General features: G+C 72.2%; 13 protein-coding genes. 10 read left to right on the top strand and 3 right to left on the bottom strand.

What is annotated here, in order from left to right:
- Positions 1-59 precede the first annotated feature (59 nt).
- A complete protein-coding gene (gene glgP / locus NFU81_RS16960) occupies positions 60-2,669 on the bottom strand; it encodes an alpha-glucan family phosphorylase (protein WP_251490501.1) in 2,610 nt (869 codons plus the stop codon).
- Positions 2,670-3,318: 649 nt separating this feature from the next.
- On the opposite strand from glgP, the gene NFU81_RS16955 reads away from it, so the two are divergent.
- The 8 genes from NFU81_RS16955 to NFU81_RS16920 all read left to right on the top strand — a co-directional run bounded on the left by NFU81_RS16955 (position 3,319) and on the right by NFU81_RS16920 (position 13,939).
- A complete protein-coding gene (locus NFU81_RS16955; protein WP_251490498.1) occupies positions 3,319-5,304 on the top strand; it encodes an alpha-1,4-glucan--maltose-1-phosphate maltosyltransferase in 1,986 nt (661 codons plus the stop codon).
- Positions 5,301-7,001, top strand: coding sequence for a maltose alpha-D-glucosyltransferase (treS, locus tag NFU81_RS16950; protein ID WP_251490495.1), 1,701 nt, complete (start codon positions 5,301-5,303; stop codon positions 6,999-7,001). Before NFU81_RS16955 ends, treS begins: the two co-directional genes overlap by 4 nt.
- Before the next feature lie 360 nt (positions 7,002-7,361).
- Positions 7,362-8,912: a maltokinase N-terminal cap-like domain-containing protein gene (locus tag NFU81_RS16945; protein ID WP_251490492.1), complete on the top strand. Its 1,551-nt coding sequence runs from the start codon at positions 7,362-7,364 to the stop codon at positions 8,910-8,912.
- 67 nt (positions 8,913-8,979) lie between these two features.
- Positions 8,980-11,553, top strand: coding sequence for a 1,4-alpha-glucan branching protein GlgB (gene glgB, locus NFU81_RS16940; protein ID WP_251490489.1), 2,574 nt, complete (start codon positions 8,980-8,982; stop codon positions 11,551-11,553).
- Positions 11,554-11,651: 98 nt separating this feature from the next.
- Positions 11,652-12,011, top strand: coding sequence for a WXG100 family type VII secretion target (locus NFU81_RS16935; RefSeq protein ID WP_251490486.1), 360 nt, complete (start codon positions 11,652-11,654; stop codon positions 12,009-12,011).
- A gap of 52 nt (positions 12,012-12,063) precedes the next feature.
- Positions 12,064-12,360: a WXG100 family type VII secretion target gene (locus tag NFU81_RS16930; protein WP_251490483.1), complete on the top strand. Its 297-nt coding sequence runs from the start codon at positions 12,064-12,066 to the stop codon at positions 12,358-12,360.
- On the top strand, positions 12,357-13,733 hold the full coding sequence (locus tag NFU81_RS16925; RefSeq protein ID WP_251490480.1) for a hypothetical protein: 1,377 nt from the start codon (positions 12,357-12,359) through the stop codon (positions 13,731-13,733). Before NFU81_RS16930 ends, NFU81_RS16925 begins: the two co-directional genes overlap by 4 nt.
- Positions 13,730-13,939, top strand: a complete 210-nt coding sequence (locus NFU81_RS16920) for a flagellar hook-length control protein FliK (protein WP_251490478.1) — start codon at positions 13,730-13,732, stop codon at positions 13,937-13,939. The genes NFU81_RS16925 and NFU81_RS16920 overlap by 4 nt, the downstream gene beginning before the upstream one ends.
- A gap of 16 nt (positions 13,940-13,955) precedes the next feature.
- Here NFU81_RS16920 and NFU81_RS16915 read toward each other — a convergent pair whose 3' ends face one another.
- Both NFU81_RS16915 and NFU81_RS16910 read right to left on the bottom strand, forming a co-directional pair.
- A complete protein-coding gene (locus NFU81_RS16915; RefSeq protein ID WP_251490474.1) occupies positions 13,956-14,981 on the bottom strand; it encodes an ATP-dependent 6-phosphofructokinase in 1,026 nt (341 codons plus the stop codon).
- Between the two features lie 33 nt (positions 14,982-15,014).
- On the bottom strand, positions 15,015-16,010 hold the full coding sequence (locus tag NFU81_RS16910; protein WP_251490472.1) for a 2-hydroxyacid dehydrogenase: 996 nt from the start codon (positions 16,008-16,010) through the stop codon (positions 15,015-15,017).
- Positions 16,011-16,214: 204 nt separating this feature from the next.
- Here NFU81_RS16910 and pta point away from each other — a divergent pair, with 204 nt between their 5' ends.
- Together pta and NFU81_RS16900 are read left to right on the top strand one after the other, a co-directional pair.
- The gene (gene pta, locus NFU81_RS16905; protein ID WP_251490469.1) at positions 16,215-18,299 is read left to right on the top strand and encodes a phosphate acetyltransferase; all 2,085 of its coding nucleotides are present in this window, start codon (positions 16,215-16,217) and stop codon (positions 18,297-18,299) included.
- Positions 18,296-19,468: an acetate kinase gene (locus tag NFU81_RS16900; RefSeq protein ID WP_251490465.1), complete on the top strand. Its 1,173-nt coding sequence runs from the start codon at positions 18,296-18,298 to the stop codon at positions 19,466-19,468. The genes pta and NFU81_RS16900 overlap by 4 nt, the downstream gene beginning before the upstream one ends.
- Positions 19,469-19,475: the final 7 nt, after the last annotated feature.

Genomic DNA, 19,475 nt, shown 5'->3' with positions numbered 1-19,475 from the left:
CCATCAGGGGCGCTGGGGGTACCCCCAGCGCCCCTGTCAGGCGCCCCCAGGCGCAAGGATCAGCGCAGGACGCCCGCCGTCATGCCGGTGGCCTCCGGCGGGGTGGCCACCAGGCCCAGTTCCGCCGGGGTGGCCAGCAGCGGGTGGGCGGGGAGCACCCGCACCGTGTAGCCGAAGGAACCGGTGCGGTCCAGGGTGAGCGGTCCCTCGTAGGAGTGGCGTCCCGAGATGTCGGGGCGGCCGGTCGGCTTGAGGGACTGGATCGTCGGTGAGGCCAGCCGGTCGGCGGCGTCGACGCGGCCCGACAGCAGCTGGACGTCGACGTCGGCGGGGTCGAGGCCGCCCAGGCTGATCTGGGTGCGCAGGGTGAGCGTCGAACCCAGTTCCGGGGTGCCCTCGACGGAGTCGGTCTCCACGTGGTCCACCGACACCTGCGGCCACTGCCGCCGTACCCGCTGCTTCCACTCGGCCAGCTCGGTCGCGGCCGGACCCTGTATGGCCCGGTGCGAGCGCGCGGCGGGCGCGTACAGCTGGGTGACGTAGTCGCGGACCATGCGGCCGGCCAGCACCTTCGGGCCGAGCGTGGCCAGGGTGTGCCTGACCATCTCGATCCAGCGCTGCGGCAGGCCGCGCGAGCCGTGGTCGTAGAAGCGCGGCGCGACCTGGTTCTCCAGCAGGTTGTAGAGCGCGGCGGCCTCCAGCTCGTCGCGGCGGTCCTCGTCGGTGATGCCGTCGGCGGTGGGGATCGCCCAGCCGTTGTCACCGTCGAACCACTCGTCCCACCAGCCGTCGAGCACCGACAGGTTCAGGCAGCCGTTGAGCGCGGCCTTCATGCCCGAGGTGCCGCAGGCCTCCAGCGGGCGCAGCGGGTTGTTGAGCCAGACGTCGCAGCCGGGGTAGAGCACCCGGGCCATCCGCATGTCGTAGTCGGGCAGGAAGACGATGCGGTGCCGCACCCGGGGGTCGTCGGTGAAGCGGACCAGCTCCTGCACCAGGCGCTTGCCGCCGTCGTCGGCGGGGTGCGCCTTGCCGGCGACGACGATCTGGATCGGCCGCTCCGGGTGCAGCAGCAGGTCCATCAGCCGGTCCTGGTCGCGCAGCATCAGGGTGAGCCGCTTGTAGGAGGGGACCCGGCGGGCGAAGCCGATGGTGAGGATGTCGGGGTCCAGGACGTGGTCGGTCCAGCCCAGTTCCGCCTCGCCCGCGCCGCGCTGCCGCCAGGAGGCGCGCAGCCGGACCCTGACGTCCTCGACGAGCTGCTCGCGCAGCTCGCGGCGCAGCTCCCAGACCGCGGTGTCGGGGATGCCGCCGATCGCCTCCCAGCGGTCGGCGCCGCCGATCATCAGCGCGTCCTCGGCGGGCTGGGCGCCGATCTGCCGGGCGCCGAGCCGCAGCACCTCGGGGGCGACCCAGGTGGGGGCGTGCACCCCGTTGGTGATGGACGTGATGGGCACGTCCTCGGGGTCGAAACCCGGCCACAGGCCGGCGAACATCTCCCGGCTGACGGCGCCGTGCAGGGTGGACACCCCGTTGGCGCGCTGGGCGAGCCGCAGGCCCATGACGGCCATGTTGAACAGGTTCGGGTCGCCGCCGCGGTGGGTCTCCATGCCCAGTTCGAGGATCCGCCCGGTGTCGACGCCGGACAGCTCGCCGCCGTCGCCGAGGTGCCGGGCGACCAGTTCGCGGTCGAAGCGGTCGATGCCGGCCGGTACGGGGGTGTGGGTGGTGAAGACGGTGCCGGCCCTGACCGCTTCGAGGGCCGCCTCGAAGTCGAGGCCGTCGAGGGACAGCTCGCGGATGCGTTCCAGGCCGAGGAAGCCGGCGTGGCCCTCGTTGGTGTGGAAGACCTCGGGCTCGGGGTGGCCGGTGATGCGGCAGTAGGCGCGCACCGCGCGGACCCCGCCGATGCCGAGCAGCATCTCCTGGAGCAGCCGGTGCTCGCTGCCGCCGCCGTAGAGCCGGTCGGTGACGTCGCGCTCGGCGGCCTGGTTGCCCTCGACATCGGAGTCGAGCAGCAGCAGCGGCACCCGGCCGACCTGGGCCTTCCAGATCCTGGCGTGCAGCGCGCGGCCGCCGGGCAGCACCAGGCTTATCCGGGCGGGGCTGCCGTCGGCCTCGCGCAGCGGGGTGACGGGCAGCGAGTTGGGGTCGAGCACCGGGTACTGCTCCTGCTGCCAGCCCTCGCGGGAGAGGGTCTGGCGGAAGTAGCCGTGCCGGTAGAGCAGGCCGACGCCGATCAGCGGCACGCCGAGGTCGCTCGCCGCCTTGAGGTGGTCGCCGGCGAGGATGCCGAGGCCGCCCGAATACTGCGGCAGGGCGAAGGTGATGCCGAACTCGGGTGAGAAGTAGGCGATGGCGGCGGGCAGGTCGGTCTGTTCCTGGTACCAGCGCGGGCTGCTGGTGTAGTCGGCGAGGTCCTCTGCCGCGGTGGTCAGCCGGCGCAGGAAGCGCCGGTCGCCGGCCAGCGCGGCGAGCCGGTCCTTGCCGACGGTGCCGAGCAGGCGTACGGGGTCGCCCTGGGCTGCCCGCCAGCCCTCGGGGTCGACGCTCTGGAAAAGCTCCCTGGTCTCCTGATGCCACGACCAGCGGAGGTTCTGGGCCAGACCCCCCAGCGGGCGCAGAGGTTCCGGGAGCACGGTGCGCACGGTGAATCGACGGATAGCCTTCACCCGTCGACCGTAGCCCGGCGGGCCATCCGCCCGCCGGTACTGTCCCCGATCCGCTGGTTCAAACGCTCGAACGGCGGCTCACAGGAGTGAGCGTCAGCGGTGCGCGGGCGCGGGCGCGTTCAGCCGGGTGTACGAGCGGCGACCGGGAAATGTCGTGTGCGTGCCGGGCGTGCCGGGCTCCCGGTCAGGGCTGCCGAGAGTCGTGCACACCCGGCCGTCCAGTGCGATGCTGATGGCTTGAATCACACGGCCCGCGGGGAGCACAACTGCGGCTCCGCGGCTGCCTGGGGCGTACGCGGGGGCGCATCCGGGGGCGCACACGGGGGTACGAATCCGGACCTGCCGGGACGCCACGGACGAGCCGCCGGCGCCCGCCCCGCACGGGTCGCGGGAGCGCGGATCAGAGCACTCGGGGCGCGCTACCGAAACGCCGTCAGGTGGCGCGTGTCACGCGTAGACCCGGGGCAGGCTCCCCGGTGCACAACCTCCGGAGCGTTTGTCAGGACCTGCTCGGGGCACCCGTACGGCCCCGTCGCCGCCACCCGGGTGATCGCGGGAGGCCGCGGCCCCGCAGGCAGGCCGACAACGCCAAGAGCAGTTAAAAAGAGCGGAAGTCGTCGTGCCGTACCCAGCGCTGTCAGGTGAGGAAATGATCGGTCGCATTCCCGTTCTCGATGTCCGGCCGCTGGTGGACTGCGGCCGCCGGCCGGCCAAGGCCGTGGTGGACGAGACCTTCGAGGTGACGGCCACCGTGTTCAGAGAGGGGCACGACGCGGTCGCCGCCAACGTGGTGCTGCGCGACCCGGCGGGGCGCTCCGGGCCGTGGACGCCGATGCGCGAGCTGGAGCCCGGCACCGACCGCTGGGGCGCCCGGGTCACCCCCACGGCCGAGGGCCGCTGGTCGTATTCGGTGGAGGCCTGGTCGGACCCGGTCGCGACCTGGCGGCACACCGCGGGCATCAAGATCCCCGCGGGCATCGACACCGACCTGGTGCTGGCCGAGGGCGCGCTGCTGTACGAGCGGGCCGCGACCGGTGTGCCCAAGAGCGACGGGCGGGCCGTGGTGCTGGCGGCGGCCGACGCGCTGCGGGACTCCGCACGGCCGGTCGCGGCCCGGCACGCGGCCGCGCTGTCCGCGCAGGTGGTCGCGGTGCTCGACCGCTTCCCGCTGCGCGAACTGGTCAGCGCCTCCCGCCCGCTGCCGCTGCACGTGGAGCGGCAGCGGGCGCTGTTCGGGTCCTGGTACGAGTTCTTCCCGCGCTCGGAGGGCGCGGTCGTCGAGGAGGGCGCCCCGCCGCGGCACGGCACCTTCCGCACGGCCGCGAAGCGGCTGCCCGCGGTGGCGGCGATGGGCTTCGACGTGGTCTACCTGCCGCCGATCCACCCGATCGGCTCAGCCTTCCGCAAGGGCCGCGACAACACCCTGACGGCGGGTCCCGACGACGTGGGCTCGCCGTGGGCGATCGGCTCGCCCGAGGGCGGCCACGACGCGATCCACCCGGACCTGGGCACGATCGAGGACTTCGACCACTTCGTGGCCAGGGCCAGGGAGCTGCGGATGGAGGTCGCGCTGGACTTCGCCCTGCAGTGCTCCCCCGACCACCCGTGGGTCGCCAAGCACCCGGAGTGGTTCGCGCACCGGCCGGACGGCACGATCGCGTACGCGGAGAACCCGCCGAAGAAGTACCAGGACATCTACCCGGTGGCCTTCGACGAGGACTTCCCCGGCATCGTCCGCGAGACGCTGCGCGTGCTGCGGCACTGGATGGCGCACGGGGTGCGGATCTTCCGGATCGACAACCCGCACACCAAGCCGGTCGTCTTCTGGGAGAAGGTGATCGCCGACGTCAACCGCACGCACCCCGATGTGGTCTTCCTGGCCGAGGCCTTCACCCGCCCGGCGATGATGAGCACGCTCGGGCAGATCGGCTTCCAGCAGTCGTACACCTACTTCACCTGGCGTACCGGGAAGGCGGAGCTGACCGACTACATGCGGGAGCTGAGCGGGGAGAAGGCCGCCTGGATGCGGCCGAACTTCTTCGTCAACACGCCCGACATCCTGCACGGCTACCTGCAGGACGGCGGCCGTCCCGCCTTCGAGACCAGGGCCGTGCTCGCGGCGACCCTGTCCCCCAGCTGGGGGGTCTACGCGGGCTTCGAACTGTGCGAGGCGGACCCCGCCGAGCCCGGGAGTGAGGAGTATCTGCACTCGGAGAAGTACGAGCTGCGGCCGCGCGACTGGGCGGCGGCCGAGGCCGAGGGGCGCTCGCTGGCCCCGTTGATCACCACGCTCAACCGGTTGCGCCGCCGTCATCCGGCGCTCCAGCAGCTGCGGGACATCACATTCCATCCGGTGGACAACGACGCGCTGCTCGCCTTCTCCAAGCGCCGCGGCGACGACGTCGTACTGGTGGTCGTCAACCTGGACCCGTTCCACACCCAGGAGGCGACCGTCTCGTTGAACATGCCGGAACTCGGCCTCTCCTGGCACGAGTCCTTCCCGGTGCGCGACGCGCTCACCGGTGAGACCTACCACTGGGGCAGAGACAACTATGTGCGCCTTGAGCCGGGCCGCGCGCCCGCGCACGTCCTGTCGCTGCGACCGTCTCCATCGATCGGAGGGTCACTCAGTTGATCGTCAACGAACCCGTACCTGACACCTTCGAGGACACCCCGGCCAAGGACCGTGATCCCGACTGGTTCAAACGGGCGGTGTTCTACGAAGTCCTCGTCCGCTCCTTCCAGGACAGCAACGGCGACGGTGTCGGCGACCTGAAGGGCATCACCGCCAAACTCGACTATCTGCAATGGCTGGGCGTCGACTGCCTGTGGCTGCCGCCCTTCTTCGCCTCCCCGCTGCGCGACGGCGGCTACGACGTCTCCGACTACACCGCTGTCCTCCCGGAATTCGGCGACCTGGCCGACTTCGTGGAGTTCGTGGACGCCGCACACCACCGCGGCATGCGCGTGATCATCGACTTCGTCATGAACCACACCAGCGACCAGCACGACTGGTTCCAGCAGTCCCGCAGCGACCCCGAAGGCCCCTACGGCGACTACTACACCTGGGCCGACGACGACAAGCAGTTCCCCGACGCCCGGGTCATCTTCGTCGACACCGAGACGTCGAACTGGACCTTCGACCCGGTGCGCAAGCAGTACTACTGGCACCGCTTCTTCTCGCACCAGCCGGACCTCAACTACGAGAACCCGGCGGTGCAGGAGGAGATCCTCGGCGCGCTGCGCTTCTGGCTCGACCTCGGTATCGACGGCTTCCGGCTCGACGCGGTGCCCTACCTGTACCAGCAGGAGGGCACCAACTGCGAGAACCTGCCCAGGACCCACGAGTTCCTGAAGAAGGTGCGCGCCGAGATCGACGCGCAGTACCCGGACACCGTGCTGCTGGCCGAGGCCAACCAGTGGCCCGAGGACGTCGTCGACTACTTCGGCGACTTCCGCAAGGGCGGCGACGAATGCCACATGGCCTTCCACTTCCCGGTGATGCCGCGGATCTTCATGGCGGTACGGCGTGAGTCCCGCTACCCGGTATCGGAAATCCTGGCCAAGACCCCGGCCATTCCCGACTCCTGCCAGTGGGGCATCTTCCTGCGGAACCACGACGAGCTGACCCTCGAAATGGTGACCGACGAGGAACGCGACTACATGTACGCGGAATACGCCAAGGACCCGCGGATGCGGGCCAACATCGGCATCCGCCGCCGGCTGGCACCGCTGCTCGACAACGACCGCAACCAGATCGAGCTGTTCACCGCGCTGCTGCTCTCCCTGCCGGGCTCGCCCATTCTCTACTACGGCGACGAGATCGGCATGGGCGACAACATCTGGCTCGGCGACCGCGACGGGGTCCGCACCCCGATGCAGTGGACGCCCGACCGCAACGCCGGTTTCTCCTCAAGCGACCCCGGACGGCTCTACCTGCCGACCATCATGGACCCGGTCTACGGATACCAGGTCACCAACGTCGAGGCGCAGATGAGCTCACCCAGCTCGCTGCTGCACTGGACCCGGCGGATGATCGAGATCCGCAAGCAGAACCGCGCGTTCGGCCTGGGCTCGTACACCGAGCTGCCGTCGAGCAACCCGGCCGTGCTGGCCTTCCTCCGGGAGGACGGCGACGACCTGGTGCTGTGCGTGAACAACTTCTCCCGGTTCGCCCAGCCCACCGAGTTGGACCTGCGCCAGTACACGGGCCGGCACCCGGTGGAGCTGATCGGCGGGGTCCGCTTCCCGGCGATCGGCCAGCTGCCGTACCTGCTCACCCTGGCGGGACACGGCTTCTACTGGTTCCGGCTGCGCCGCAACGCGTCATGACGGCGGGGGGCCGGCCCGTCCGGCCCCCCGCGCCCGAAGGACCCCGGGAGCGCGCCCGAGTAGCGGGCCTGACGCACCTTTGGCAGGATCCAGAGGTATCCAGACGCATCCTGGCGTAACCGGATGTACCCGGACGTACCCCGTTCGCAGCTTGGCCGGCTCCGCAGGGGCCGACCGTACGACCGGTGCGCGAAGCGGCAACCGGAACGTTACGCGGGCGGGCCGTACGGCGGTTTCCTGTCACCCGCCCGGGGCAGGCTCCCCGTGTCGCCGGACAGCCCGAACCCGTCATCCGGGAGGCTGGCGCCCCTGCCGCTCGACGAGACGGCCGGGTGCGCGACTCCCCGGGGAAAGGACGTCATGTCGGACAGCTCCTGGACCCGTGTCCCCTCCGCGCCCCCCGCCGCCCCCGGCACCGGAGCGCGGGGCTCCACCACCACTCCCGAAGGCCCCGATCCCGCCGCCGCCCCTCCCGCCGCCGGTGCGCCGTCCGTTGCGCCGTCCGGGTCACCGGGCGTACCGCCGTTCGGCGGACGCGAGGCGGCGCCGGGACTGCTGCGCTCGCTGGAGCCGCTGCTGCGCGGCTGGCTGCCGCGGCAGCGCTGGTTCGCCGGCAAGGGGCTGCCGATCGGCGGCTTCCGGCTGGCCGCCGCCACCGAACTCATGCCACCGGGCGGCAAGCTCGGGCCGCTCGGCCTGCTGCACGTCCTGGTCGACGTCGAGCAGCCGGGGCGGCCTGCCGACTGCTACCAACTGCTCCTCGGCGCACACCCGCTGCTGCCGTCCGCACTGGTGCGCACCGCGCTGGGTCGGGCCGTCGGCGGCCCCTACGACGGGCTGACGCTCTACGACGCGCCGCACGACCCCCGGCTGGCCGCGCTGCTGCTGGAACGGCTCAGGATGCCGGGACGCACCGGGCGGCTGCACTTTTCCACCGAGCCGCACGCCGTCTTCCCGCCCGCACCGGCCCCCCGGGTGTCGACCGCCGAGCAGTCCAACACCTCGGTGGTCTACGGCGACGCGTACATCCTCAAGCTCTTCCGCCGCGTCTCGCCGGGCACCAACCCCGACCTGGAACTGTCGCTCGCGCTCGCCAGGGCGGGGTCGCGGCGGGTCGCAGAACCGGTGGCGTGGTTCGAGTCGCTGGAGCCGGGTCCTGGACCCGCCGCCGAGGAGCCCACCACGCTCGGCCTGCTCCAGCGCTTCCTGCCCGGCTCGTCCGACGGCTGGGCGCTCGCGCTGGCCTCGGTCGCCGAGGACGGCGACTTCCGCGCGGAGGCGGCGGCACTGGGCCGCGCCACCGCCGAGGTGCACGCCTCGCTCGCCGCCGCGCTGCCGGTACGGGCGCTGGGCGGCGCGGCGCTGGAACGCATTGCGGCCGGCATGGCCCGCCGGCTGGACGAGACCGCCGCGGAGGTGCCCGCGGTGCGGCCGTACGCCGCCGCGCTGCGGTCCGCGTTCGACGACCTGGCCAAGCTCGGCGCCGGCACGCTGCCGGGCCACGCGGTGACCGCCCAGCGCATCCACGGCGACCTCCACCTCGGCCAGGCGCTGCGCGGGCCGGACGGGGAGTGGGTCCTGATCGACTTCGAGGGCGAGCCGGCCCGCCCGCTGGCCGAACGCCGCCGGCCCGCACCGCCGGTGCAGGACGTCGCCGGCATGCTGCGGTCCTTCGACTACGCCGCCCACCACAGCGGCAACGGCCCCTGGGCGGCCAGGCACCGGGACGCCTACTGCACGGGATACGCGGCCGTCTCCGGCATCGACCCGCGCGAACAGCCCGTGCTGATACGGGCCTTCGAAACGGACAAGGCCGTCTACGAAGCCCGCTACGAGGCCCGGCACCGGCCCGCCTGGCTGCCCATCCCGCTGTCGGCACTGGCCAGGCTGGCCACGGCCGCACCCCGATGAACCCGCCCACGCCGTCGGCCCGGCCGACCCCGCCCGCCATGCCCGTACCGCCCGAGGAGACGCGCCCGTGACCCACGAACAGAACCCCGCGAACGGCGCTCTCCCCGAAGCCGCGGCCCGCGGCTTCGACGCCACCACCCCCCATCCTCCGGCTTCGGGGTCCGCCCCCAAGCCCCCCTCCTCCGCGGAGAGCACCTCCGAGGGCCGCGGCCCCTCCCCCGCCGAGGCCGGCGCCCCCCAGGGGGCGTTGGGGGTACCCCCAGGCGAAGCTCTGGGGGCGGAACTGCGCGACCAGCCCGCCACCGGCCGGTGGTCCGGCTCCGGGAGCAGCAGCCCCATCCGGCCGGTGCCGACCCGCGCCACGGAGGGGCCTGAGCGCGCGGTTCCCCACTCCCCTGAAAGGCCGGCGCCGGAGCGCAAGGGCACCCCCGCAGGGGGAAAGCCGGAACGCACGGGCTCCCTCTCGGGAGAGGACCGGTGGCGGTTGCTCGCCGGGGAGCACCATGATCCCCACGCGCTGCTCGGGGCGCACCCCGAGAAGGGCGGCGTGCGGGTACGGGCGCTGCGCCCGTACGCCCGCAGCGTCGCGGTCGTCGCCGAAGGCCTCCGCGTGGAGCTGGCCTCGGAGGGCGACGGCCTGTTCTCCGCGCTGCTGCCGCTCCCGGCGGTCCCGGCGTACCGCCTGGCGGTGGCGTACGAGGCCGACGAGATCCTCACCGAGGACCCCTACCGGTTCCTGCCCTCGCTCGGCGAGCTGGACCTGCACCTCATCCGCGAGGGCCGGCACGAGCAGCTGTGGAAGGCGCTCGGCTCGCAGCCGATGACCCACGAGGGCGTCCAGGGCACGCGCTTCGCGGTGTGGGCGCCGAACGCCCGCGGCGTCCGGCTGGCGGCCGACTTCACCTTCTGGGACGGCACCTCGCTGCCGATGCGCTCGCTCGGCTCCTCCGGCGTGTGGGAGCTGTTCGTGCCGGGCGTCGGCCCGGGGACCGCGTACAAGTACGAGATCACCCGCCCCGACGGCTCGCACGGCATGAAGGCCGACCCGATGGCCCGGGCCTGCGAGGTGCCGCCGGCGACCGCGTCGGTGGTGACGGAGTCGGCGTTCGAGTGGCGGGACGCGGACTGGATGGCCCGCCGCGCGGACACCCCCGTGCACCGCGCGCCCTTCTCGGTCTACGAGGTGCACCTGCCGTCGTGGCGGCCGGGCCTGACGTACCGCGAGCTGGCCGACCAGCTGCCGGCGTACGTCAAGGACCTGGGCTTCACGCACGTGGAGCTGATGCCGGTCGCCGGGCACCCCTTCAGCGGCTCGTGGGGCTACCAGGTCACCTCGTACTACGCGCCGATGCCGCGGCTCGGTTCGCCGGACGACTTCCGGTACCTGGTGGACGCGCTGCACCGGGCGGGGATCGGGGTGATCATGGACTGGGTGCCGGCGCACTTCCCGAAGGACGACTGGGCGCTGGCGCGCTTCGACGGCGAGCCGCTGTACGAGCCGTCGGACCCGCGGCGGGCCGAGCACCCGGACTGGGGCACCCTGGAGTTCGACTTCGGACGTACTGAAGTGCGCAACTTCCTGGTAGCCAACGCCGTGTACTGGTGCGAGGACTTCCACATCGACGGGCTGCGGGTCGACGCCGTCGCCTCGATGCTCTACCTCGACTACTCCCGCGAGGGCGGCGACTGGCTGCCCAACGTGTACGGCGGGCGGGAGAACCTCGACGCGGTGGCCTTCCTCCAGGAGATGAACGCCACCGTCTACCGCCGCTGCCCCGGCGTGATCACCATCGCCGAGGAGTCCACCGCCTGGGACGGCGTCACCCGCGCCACCCACCACGTGGGCCACACCGGCTTCGGCGGCCTGGGCTTCGGCCTGAAGTGGAACATGGGCTGGATGCACGACTCGCTCGGCTACATCGGCCACGAGCCGGTGCACCGCAAGTACCACCACAACGAGATGACGTTCTCGATGGTGTACGCGTACAGCGAGAACTACGTGCTGCCGATCTCGCACGACGAGGTCGTGCACGGCAAGGGCGCGCTCGTCGGCAAGGTGCCGGGCGACTGGTGGCAGCAGCGCGCGACCCACCGCGCCTACCTGGCCTTCATGTGGTCCCACCCGGGCAAGCAACTGCTGTTCATGGGGCAGGAGTTCGCCCAGGGCGCGGAGTGGTCGCACGAGAGCGGCCCGGACTGGTGGCTGGTGGACCCGCAGTACTCGGCGGCAGGCGACCACCGCGGGGTGCGCGACCTGGTGCGCGAGCTGAACACCGTCTACGCGGCCACGCCCGCGCTGTGGCAGCGCGACACCGACCCGGGCGGCTTCGAGTGGATCGACGGCGGGGCCGCGGAGGACAACGTCTTCGCCTACCTCCGCCTGGACGCGGCGGGCGAACCACTGCTGTGCGTCTGCAACTTCTCCCCCGTCGTCCGCGACGGCTACCGCCTCGGCTCCCCCGCCGCGGTGTGGACCCCGGTGCTGAACACCGACGAGCTGCGCTTCGGCGGCAGCGGGGTGGCCCTGCCCGACCAGATCAAGACCGAGGCGTCGCCCTGGCACGGCCGCCCGCACAGCCTCGCGCTGACGCTGCCGCCGCTGTCCGCGGTGTGGCTGCGCCCCGACTCAGCGGCCCGATGACCAGAACATGACCCGGGGTTTGCCAAATCCTGTGCTTGTCAAGGCAGTTGAGCCGGAGCGAGCTCGCTTACCCTGACCGGGACCGAGGGGGGACAGTCATGGGGAAGCCGCTGCTCCGGCTCACCGCAGCCGATCTGACCGGCCTGGCAGGCGACATGAGCGAGGCCGAGCGGGAGATCGAAGGCATCGAACGGCAGTTGACGGCGCTGGCGGAGGCCGCCGAGGCCTGCTGGTACAGCGACGCGGCCTCCGAATACCACGACATCCACCGGCGGGTGGTCAAGGACGCGGTGACCGTGCGGCGAACGCTGGCCTTCGTCAAGGAGGCCGTCGAGCTGAGCCGGGACGGCTTCAGCGAGCAGGACCTGGAGACGCTGGAGTCCTTCCGCGCGCTCCAGGTCGGCCACGACGCGCCGCCGGCCGCGAACCCGCCGCGCAGCGGCATCGCGGACCTCTAGCACGACGGGGAAGCAGGACGACGGGGAAGCAGCACGACGGGGGAGACACACCATGACATCGCGCCTGAAGGTCGAGCTGGCCGCGCTCGCCGAACTCACCAGCGGCCTCAAGGGCAGCGCCGACACCCTGGACGACCTGCTGACCAGGTTGGACACCGGCATGAAGCGCTTCGAGAACGCCTGGGAGGGCGACGCCCACGACCGCTTCCGCGCGGTCTTCTCGCAGTGGCGGACGACATCCACCGACCTCCACAAGATGCTCAGCGACATGCACCATGTCACGCACACCGCCCACGGCAACTACCACGCCGCGGAGACGGCGAACCTGCGGATCTGGGGCGGGAAGTGAGCTGGGGCGAGCCGGACGGCCCGATCGACGTCACCCCGTCCGACCTGAACGCGGCGGCCACCACCTTCGCCGGCGGGCAGACCCGGCTGGACGGCATAGCCGACGCCCTGACCACGGCGCTGAACTCCGCCGCGGGCATGGCCGGTGACGACAAGTACGGCAAGCAGTTCGCGAAGAGCTACGACCCGGCGGTCAGGGCGCTGTTCAGGACGCTGTCGGCGGCCGTCAGGGCCATCGGCCAGTCCGCCGACGGGCTGGTGCGGACCGCCAACAACTACCTCAAGGCCGACCACCACTCGAACCCCAAGTCCGGCAAGGGCGCACCGAAGCTCTTCCCGTGGCCCGGGGTGATCGACGACGTGATGTACCCCGACCCGGCGTCGGCGATCGGCGGCGGCAGCAACCACTGGCCACCGCCCATCGACAAGTACTGGGCGAACGGCCACCAGGACCGGCTGCGGTCGGCGGCGGCCGCCTTCCGTACCGCGGCGACCGACATCAACAGCCTCGGCACGAGCCTGCACCTCCAGGTCCAGGCGATCACCGACGTCAACTCCAGCGGGGCCATCATCGCGATGTCCGGGTTCTGGGGCCGGATCTGGCACACCGCCGACCCCGGCGGCATGGCCCCGCTGTCCACCGCCCACCTGGCGTGCACCCGGCTGGCCTCGGTGTGCGACGCCTTCGCCCACGCCATCGACCAGGCGCACAGCGAGTTCGAGCACAAGGTCACCGAGGCCGGCATCGCGATCGGCCTGACCACCGCGATCGGCGTCCTGGGCACCGTCTTCACCCTCGGCGGCTCCGACGCGGGCGCCGTCGCCCTGGACGCCGGCGAGGCCGCGGTCCTGTTCGCCTCGGTCGACGGCATCCTGGACGCCGCCATGGCCGACTACGCCGCCGAGGGCATCGCCGAACTGGAGACCGTCCTGGCCTCCGCCGCGGAGGAGGTCCCCGAGGTCGAGGCGGTGGACGCCGAGACCACCGAGGTCTCCGAGGCCCTGGACCGCGAGATGGCCAATGCCGAGTCGCGCGGCGGCGGCGGTTCCGGCGGCAACGGCGGCAAGCCCCCGACCGGCGGCGGCGACCCGCCGCCCGAGGACCCGGCGGGGGACGGCGACAGCACGGACCCCCGGGACGTGCACGGCTCCAACCGGCTGGGCCGCGGTGTGGACGTGGACAAGGTCTGGCAGGACGGCGACCTCTACATCCAGGAGGACGGGCAGCTGGTGAAGATCCTGGAGACCGGCAACGGGAAATACGATGTGGTCGTCCGTGACATGTCCAACCCGTCGGGCGGACCGACCACGGTGATCAAGGATGCGACCGAACGGTACATCCAGAACAAGCTGGCGAACGGGATCTGGGAATGAGCACTGTGGACGACCTCGGACCGCTGGACGTCTCCGAGCGGTTGCGCTGCTGCATCTGCGGCGACGACACGACGGACGCCGACGACTACGTCCAGCTGACGCTGACCGCCGACGGCAGCGACGCGCAGCAGGCGCTGGGCGCCCACGCCGAGCACCTCAACCAGGCGCTCGCGCCCGGCTTCACCGTGGAGGTCCACCTCATGTGAGCGCCGGGGCCTGCCGTCAGAAGACCGACTCGGCCTCCTCCATGCGGTCCTCGGGGACCGTCTTGAGGTAGGTGACCGCGTCAGCCAGCGGCACCATGTCGACACGGGTGCCGTGCAGCGCGGTCATGTGGCCGAAGGCGCCCTTGTGGGCGGCCTCGACGGCGTGCCAGCCGAAGCGGGTGGCCAGCACGCGGTCGTAGGCGGTGGGGACGCCGCCGCGCTGGACGTGGCCGAGGATGACCGGGCGGGCCTCCTTGCCGAGCCGGCGTTCGAGTTCGCGGGCCAGGGTGGTGCCGATGCCGTTGAAGCGCTCGTGGCCGAACTTGTCGATCTCGCCGACGCCGTAGTCCATGGTGTCCTTGGCCGGGTGGGCGCCCTCGGCGACGCAGATGACGGCGAACTTCTTGCCGCGCTCGAACCGCTCGGTGACCATGTCGACCAGGTCGACGGGGTCGAAGGGGCGTTCCGGCACGCAGATGCCGTGGGCGCCGCCGGCCATGCCGGCCTCCAGCGCGATCCAGCCGGCGTGCCGGCCCATCACCTCGACGACCATGACCCGCTGGTGGGACTCCGCGGTGGTCTTGAGGCGGTCGATCGCCTCGGTCGCGACGGTGACCGCGGTGTCGAAGCCGAACGTGCGATCGGTGCCGTTGATGTCGTTGTCGATGGTCTTCGGCACCCCGACGACCGGCATCCCGGCGTCGGACAGCATCCGGGCGGCGGTCAGCGTGCCCTCGCCGCCGATCGGGATGAGGACGTCGATGCCGTAGCGCGTGCACAGCTCGTCGGCGTTGTCCGCGGCCTCGCGCAGCCGGCCGCGCTCCAGCCGGGCCGAGCCGAGGACGGTGCCGCCGCGGGCCAGGATGCCGCTGACGGAGTTGAGGTCGAGCGGGCGGAAGCGGCCTTCGAGCAGGCCGACGAAACCGTCCTCGAAACCGATGACCTCGTCCGTGTGCCCGGTCAGCGCGCGGTGCACGACCGACCGGATGACGGCGTTGAGGCCGGGGCAGTCGCCGCCGGCGGTGAGGACTCCGATACGCATGAGCGGGTGTCTCCAGGGGGCGGGAGGGGCGGGTCAGGGGCGCGGGATCAGGGTGCTCTCGGTGATCCGGCCGGCCACGTAGTCGTTCACGTTGCGCAGCGTCGCCGCGACGATCTCCTCGACGGCGTCCACCGTGTAGTACGCCTGGTGCGAGCTGACCAGCACGTTGGTGAAGGTCAGCAGCCTGGCCAGGACGTCGTCCGTCATGACCTCCAGCGACTTGTCGTAGAAGAAGACCCCCGCCTCCTCCTCGTACACGTCCAGGCCCACGCCGCCGAGCCGGCCGTCGCGCAGCGTCTCGACCAGGGCGGCCGAGTCGATGAGGGCGCCGCGGCTGGTGTTGATCAGGATCGCGTCCTCCTTCATCTCGGCCAGCCGCCTGCTGCCGACCAGGTGGTGGGTGGACGGCATCAGCGGCACGTGCAGGGTGAGCACGTCCGCCTCCCGGAAGAGCCTGTCCAGCTCGACGTACTGCATGCCCATCTCTTCGCACTCGGGGTTCGGGGTGATGTCCCAGCCGAGCAGCCGCATGCCGAAGCCGCGGGCGATCGCGGTGAAGGCGGTGCCGATCCGGCCGGTGCCGATGACGCCCGCGGTGCGGCCGTGGAAGTCCCGGCCGAGCAGCCCGTCGAGCCGGAAGTCGAAGTCGCGGGTGCGGCCGGCGGCCCGGACGATCCGGCGGTTCAGGGCCAGCGCCAGGGTCCAGGCGAACTCGGCGACCGCATACGGGGAGTAGGCGGCGACCCGGGCGACCGTCATGCCGAGGCGTTCGGCATGGGCCAGGTCGATGTTGTTGTAGCCGGTGGAGCGCTGGGTGATCAGCCGGGTGCCGCCCTTGACCAGCGCCTCCAGGACCGGGGCGTCCAGCACCGTGTTGACGCTGGTGGAGACCGCCTCGTAGCCGGCGGCCAGCGGCAGGGTGTCGGCGGTGAGGGTCGTTTCGAGGCAGCGGATGTCGTGCCGTCCGGCGAACGCGGCCTCCAGCAGGGGCCGCTCGTCACGCTGCACTCCGGTGGCCAGGACGTCCATCGCACGGCCCTCCTCGCTCGTTCGGCTGGAGCCTGTCCTCACCCTACGTGCACTGTGCGGCGATCCCGGGCAGCCCGCACCCGGGGGCTCCGTACGGCCGCACGCCGGCGGTGCGCCGGGCGGGGGGCTCGGCGGGCGTCGGCCGGGCGGGCACGTTAGCGTCAGGGCGTAGCGGGCACGGGGCTGAGGGAACGGAGTCGAGGGGTGACGCGCAGCGTCTATGTCACGGGGATCGGCCGCGGCGACGGCCGCCAGGTGGTCGAGCTGGGGGTGATGGAGCTGCTGACCCGCCAGGTGGACCGGGTCGGGATCTACCGGCCGATGGTGCACGACGCCCCGGACCGGATCTTCGAGCTGCTGCGCAGCCGCTACCGGCTCGTCCAGGACCCGGCGACGGTCTTCGGCATGGGGTACGAGGAGGCGGCCGCGCTGCAGGCGGAGCAGGGCCAGGAGGCGCTGACGGCCCGGCTCGTGGAGGGCTACCTGCGGGTCGCCGCCGACTACGAGACGGTGCTGATCCTCGGCTCGGACTTCGCCGGCACCAACCTGCCGGCCGAGCTGGGGGTCAACGCGCGGCTGGCCAACGAGTGCGGCGCCTCGGTGCTGCCGGTGATAGGTGGGCGGGCGCAGAGCGCCGAGTCGGTGGTCGCCGAGGTCCGCAACGCCCACCACGCCTACACCAACCTGGGCTGCGACGTGATCGCGATGGTCGCCAACCGGGTGGACCCCGCCGAGGTCGCGGAGGCCGCGGAGCGGCTGGGCCGCGCTCCGGACATCCCGGTGTACGTGCTGCCGGACGAGCCGGCGCTGGCCGCGCCGACCGTCGCGCAGATCGCCGAGACGCTGGGCGCCGAGGTGCTGCTGGGCGACGACGCGGGGCTGGCCAGGGACACCCTGGACTTCGTCTTCGGCGGGGCGATGCTGCCGAGCTTCCTGCCGCGGCTGACCCCGGGATGCATGGTGATCACCCCGGGCGACCGGGCCGACCTGATCGTCGGCGCGCTGGCGGCGCACTCGGCGGGCTCGCCGCCGATCGCCGGGTTGCTGCTGACCCTGGACGAGAAGCCGGGTCCCGACATCCTGGCGCTGGCGAACCGGCTGGCCCCCGGCACCCCGCTGCTGTCCGTCCCGACCGACTCCTTCGTGACCGCGGCGGGTCTTTTCACCCTGGACGGCAAGCTGGGCGCGGGCACCCCGCGCAAGGCGGAGACCGCGCTGGGCCTGTTCGAGACCCATGTGGACACCGCGGAGCTGACCGAGCGGCTGTCGGTGGCCCGCTCCGCCCGGGTCACCCCGATGATGTTCGAGCACGCGCTGCTGGAGCGGGCGCGATCCGACAAGCGGCGGATCGTCCTGCCGGAGGGCGCCGAGGAGCGCATCCTGCAGGCCGCGGAGGTGCTGCTGCGCCGGGGCGTGTGCGAGCTGACGCTGCTGGGCGAGGAGGACGCGGTCCGCAAGAGGGCCGGCGACCTGGGCATCGTGCTCGACGACCCGGGCCTGCAGATCATCGACCCGCAGACCTCGCCGCTGCGGGAGCGTTTCGCCGCCCTGTACGCGAAGCTGCGGGCGCACAAGGGGGTGAGCTACGAGCTGGCCTACGACGTGGTCGCCGACGTGTCCTACTTCGGCACCCTGATGGTCCAGGAGGGCCTGGCCGACGGCATGGTGTCCGGCGCGGTGCACTCCACCGCGGCGACCATCCGCCCGGCCTTCGAGATCATCAAGACCCGGCCGGGCGCGGCCATCGTCTCGTCGGTCTTCTTCATGTGCCTGGCCGACAAGGTCCTGGTCTACGGCGACTGCGCGGTCAACCCCGACCCGAACGCCGAGCAGCTGGCCGACATCGCGATCCAGGCCGCCGCGACCGCGGCCCGCTTCGACGTGGAGCCGCGGATCGCGATGCTGTCGTACTCCACCGGGACCTCCGGCAGCGGCGCCGACGTCGACAAGGTGCGGGCGGCCACCGAGCTGGTCAGGCAGCGGCGGCCCGAGCTGCTGGTGGAGGGGCCGATCCAGTACGACGCGGCGGTGGCGCCGTCGGTCGCGGCCACCAAGATGCCCGGCTCCGCGGTGGCGGGGCAGGCGACCGTGCTGGTCTTCCCCGACCTGAACACCGGCAACAACACGTACAAGGCGGTGCAGCGCTCGGCGGGCGCGGTCGCGGTCGGCCCGGTGCTGCAGGGCCTGCGCAAGCCGGTGAACGACCTGTCGCGGGGCGCGCTGGTGCAGGACATCGTCAACACGGTCGCGATCACCGCGATCCAGGCACAGCAGGGGGACGCGGAATGAGCGGGGCGACCCGGGTACTGGTGCTGAACTCCGGCTCGTCGTCGGTGAAGTACCAGCTGATCGACATGGCGGACGAGTCCCGGCTGGCGGCGGGGGTGGTCGAGCGGATCGGCGAGCCCGGCGGCGCCGCCGACCACACGCACGCGCTGCGCGAGGTGTCCGTCGGCCTGAAGGAGCGCGGGCTCGGCCTGGACTCCCCCGAGCTGGCCGCGGTCGGCCACCGGGTGGTGCACGGCGGTACCCGCTTCACCGCGCCGACCCTGGTCACCGACGAGGTGCTGGCCGGCATCGAGGAGCTGGTGCCGCTGGCGCCGCTGCACAACCCGGCGAACATCACCGGGATCAAGGTCGCCCGCGCGCTGCGCCCCGACCTGCCGCAGGTCGCGGTCTTCGACACGGCCTTCCACGCCACCCTCCCGGAGGCCGCGGCGCGCTACGCCGTCGACACCGCGACCGCCGACCGCTACGGCATCCGCCGCTACGGCTTCCACGGCACCTCGCACGCGTACGTCTCCCGGGCGACGGCCGCGCTGCTCGGCCGGGACCCGGCCGACGTCAACGTGATCGTGCTGCACCTGGGCAACGGCGCCTCGGCGTCCGCGGTGCGCGGCGGGGTGTGCGTGGACACCTCGATGGGGCTGACGCCGCTGGAGGGCCTGGTGATGGGCACCCGCTCGGGCGACCTGGACCCCGCGGTGGTCCTCCACCTGGCGCGGGTCGGCGGGATGAGCACCGACGAGATCGACACGCTGCTCAACAAGCGCTCCGGGCTGCTGGGCCTGTGCGGTGACAACGACATGCGGGAGATCGGCCGCCGGATGGCCGAGGGCGACAAGGCGGCACAGCTGGCCTTCGACGTCTACGTGCACCGGCTGCGCCGCTACGTCGGGGCGTTCACCGCGGTGCTCGGCCGGGTCGACGCGATCACCTTCACGGCGGGCGTCGGCGAGAATTCGGCCGCCGTTCGTGAGGCGTCCTTGTCAGATCTTCACAATCTGGGTGTCACCATGGACCCGGTGCGCAATGCCGTACGCGGCTCCGCCGCACGCCTGGTGTCGGCTGACTCGTCCCGGGTGGCCGTGGCGGTGGTCCCCACCGACGAGGAGCTGGAGATCGCCCGTGACACGTACGCACTGGCCGACAAGAACCCGGCAGACCACAATGGTTGACCGCATC

The organism is Actinacidiphila cocklensis (assembly GCF_907177275.1).
Lineage (GTDB): Bacteria > Actinomycetota > Actinomycetes > Streptomycetales > Streptomycetaceae > Actinacidiphila > Actinacidiphila cocklensis.
The sequence above is the reverse complement of the archived record's forward strand: the minus strand, read 5'-3'. Positions and strand labels throughout refer to the sequence as shown.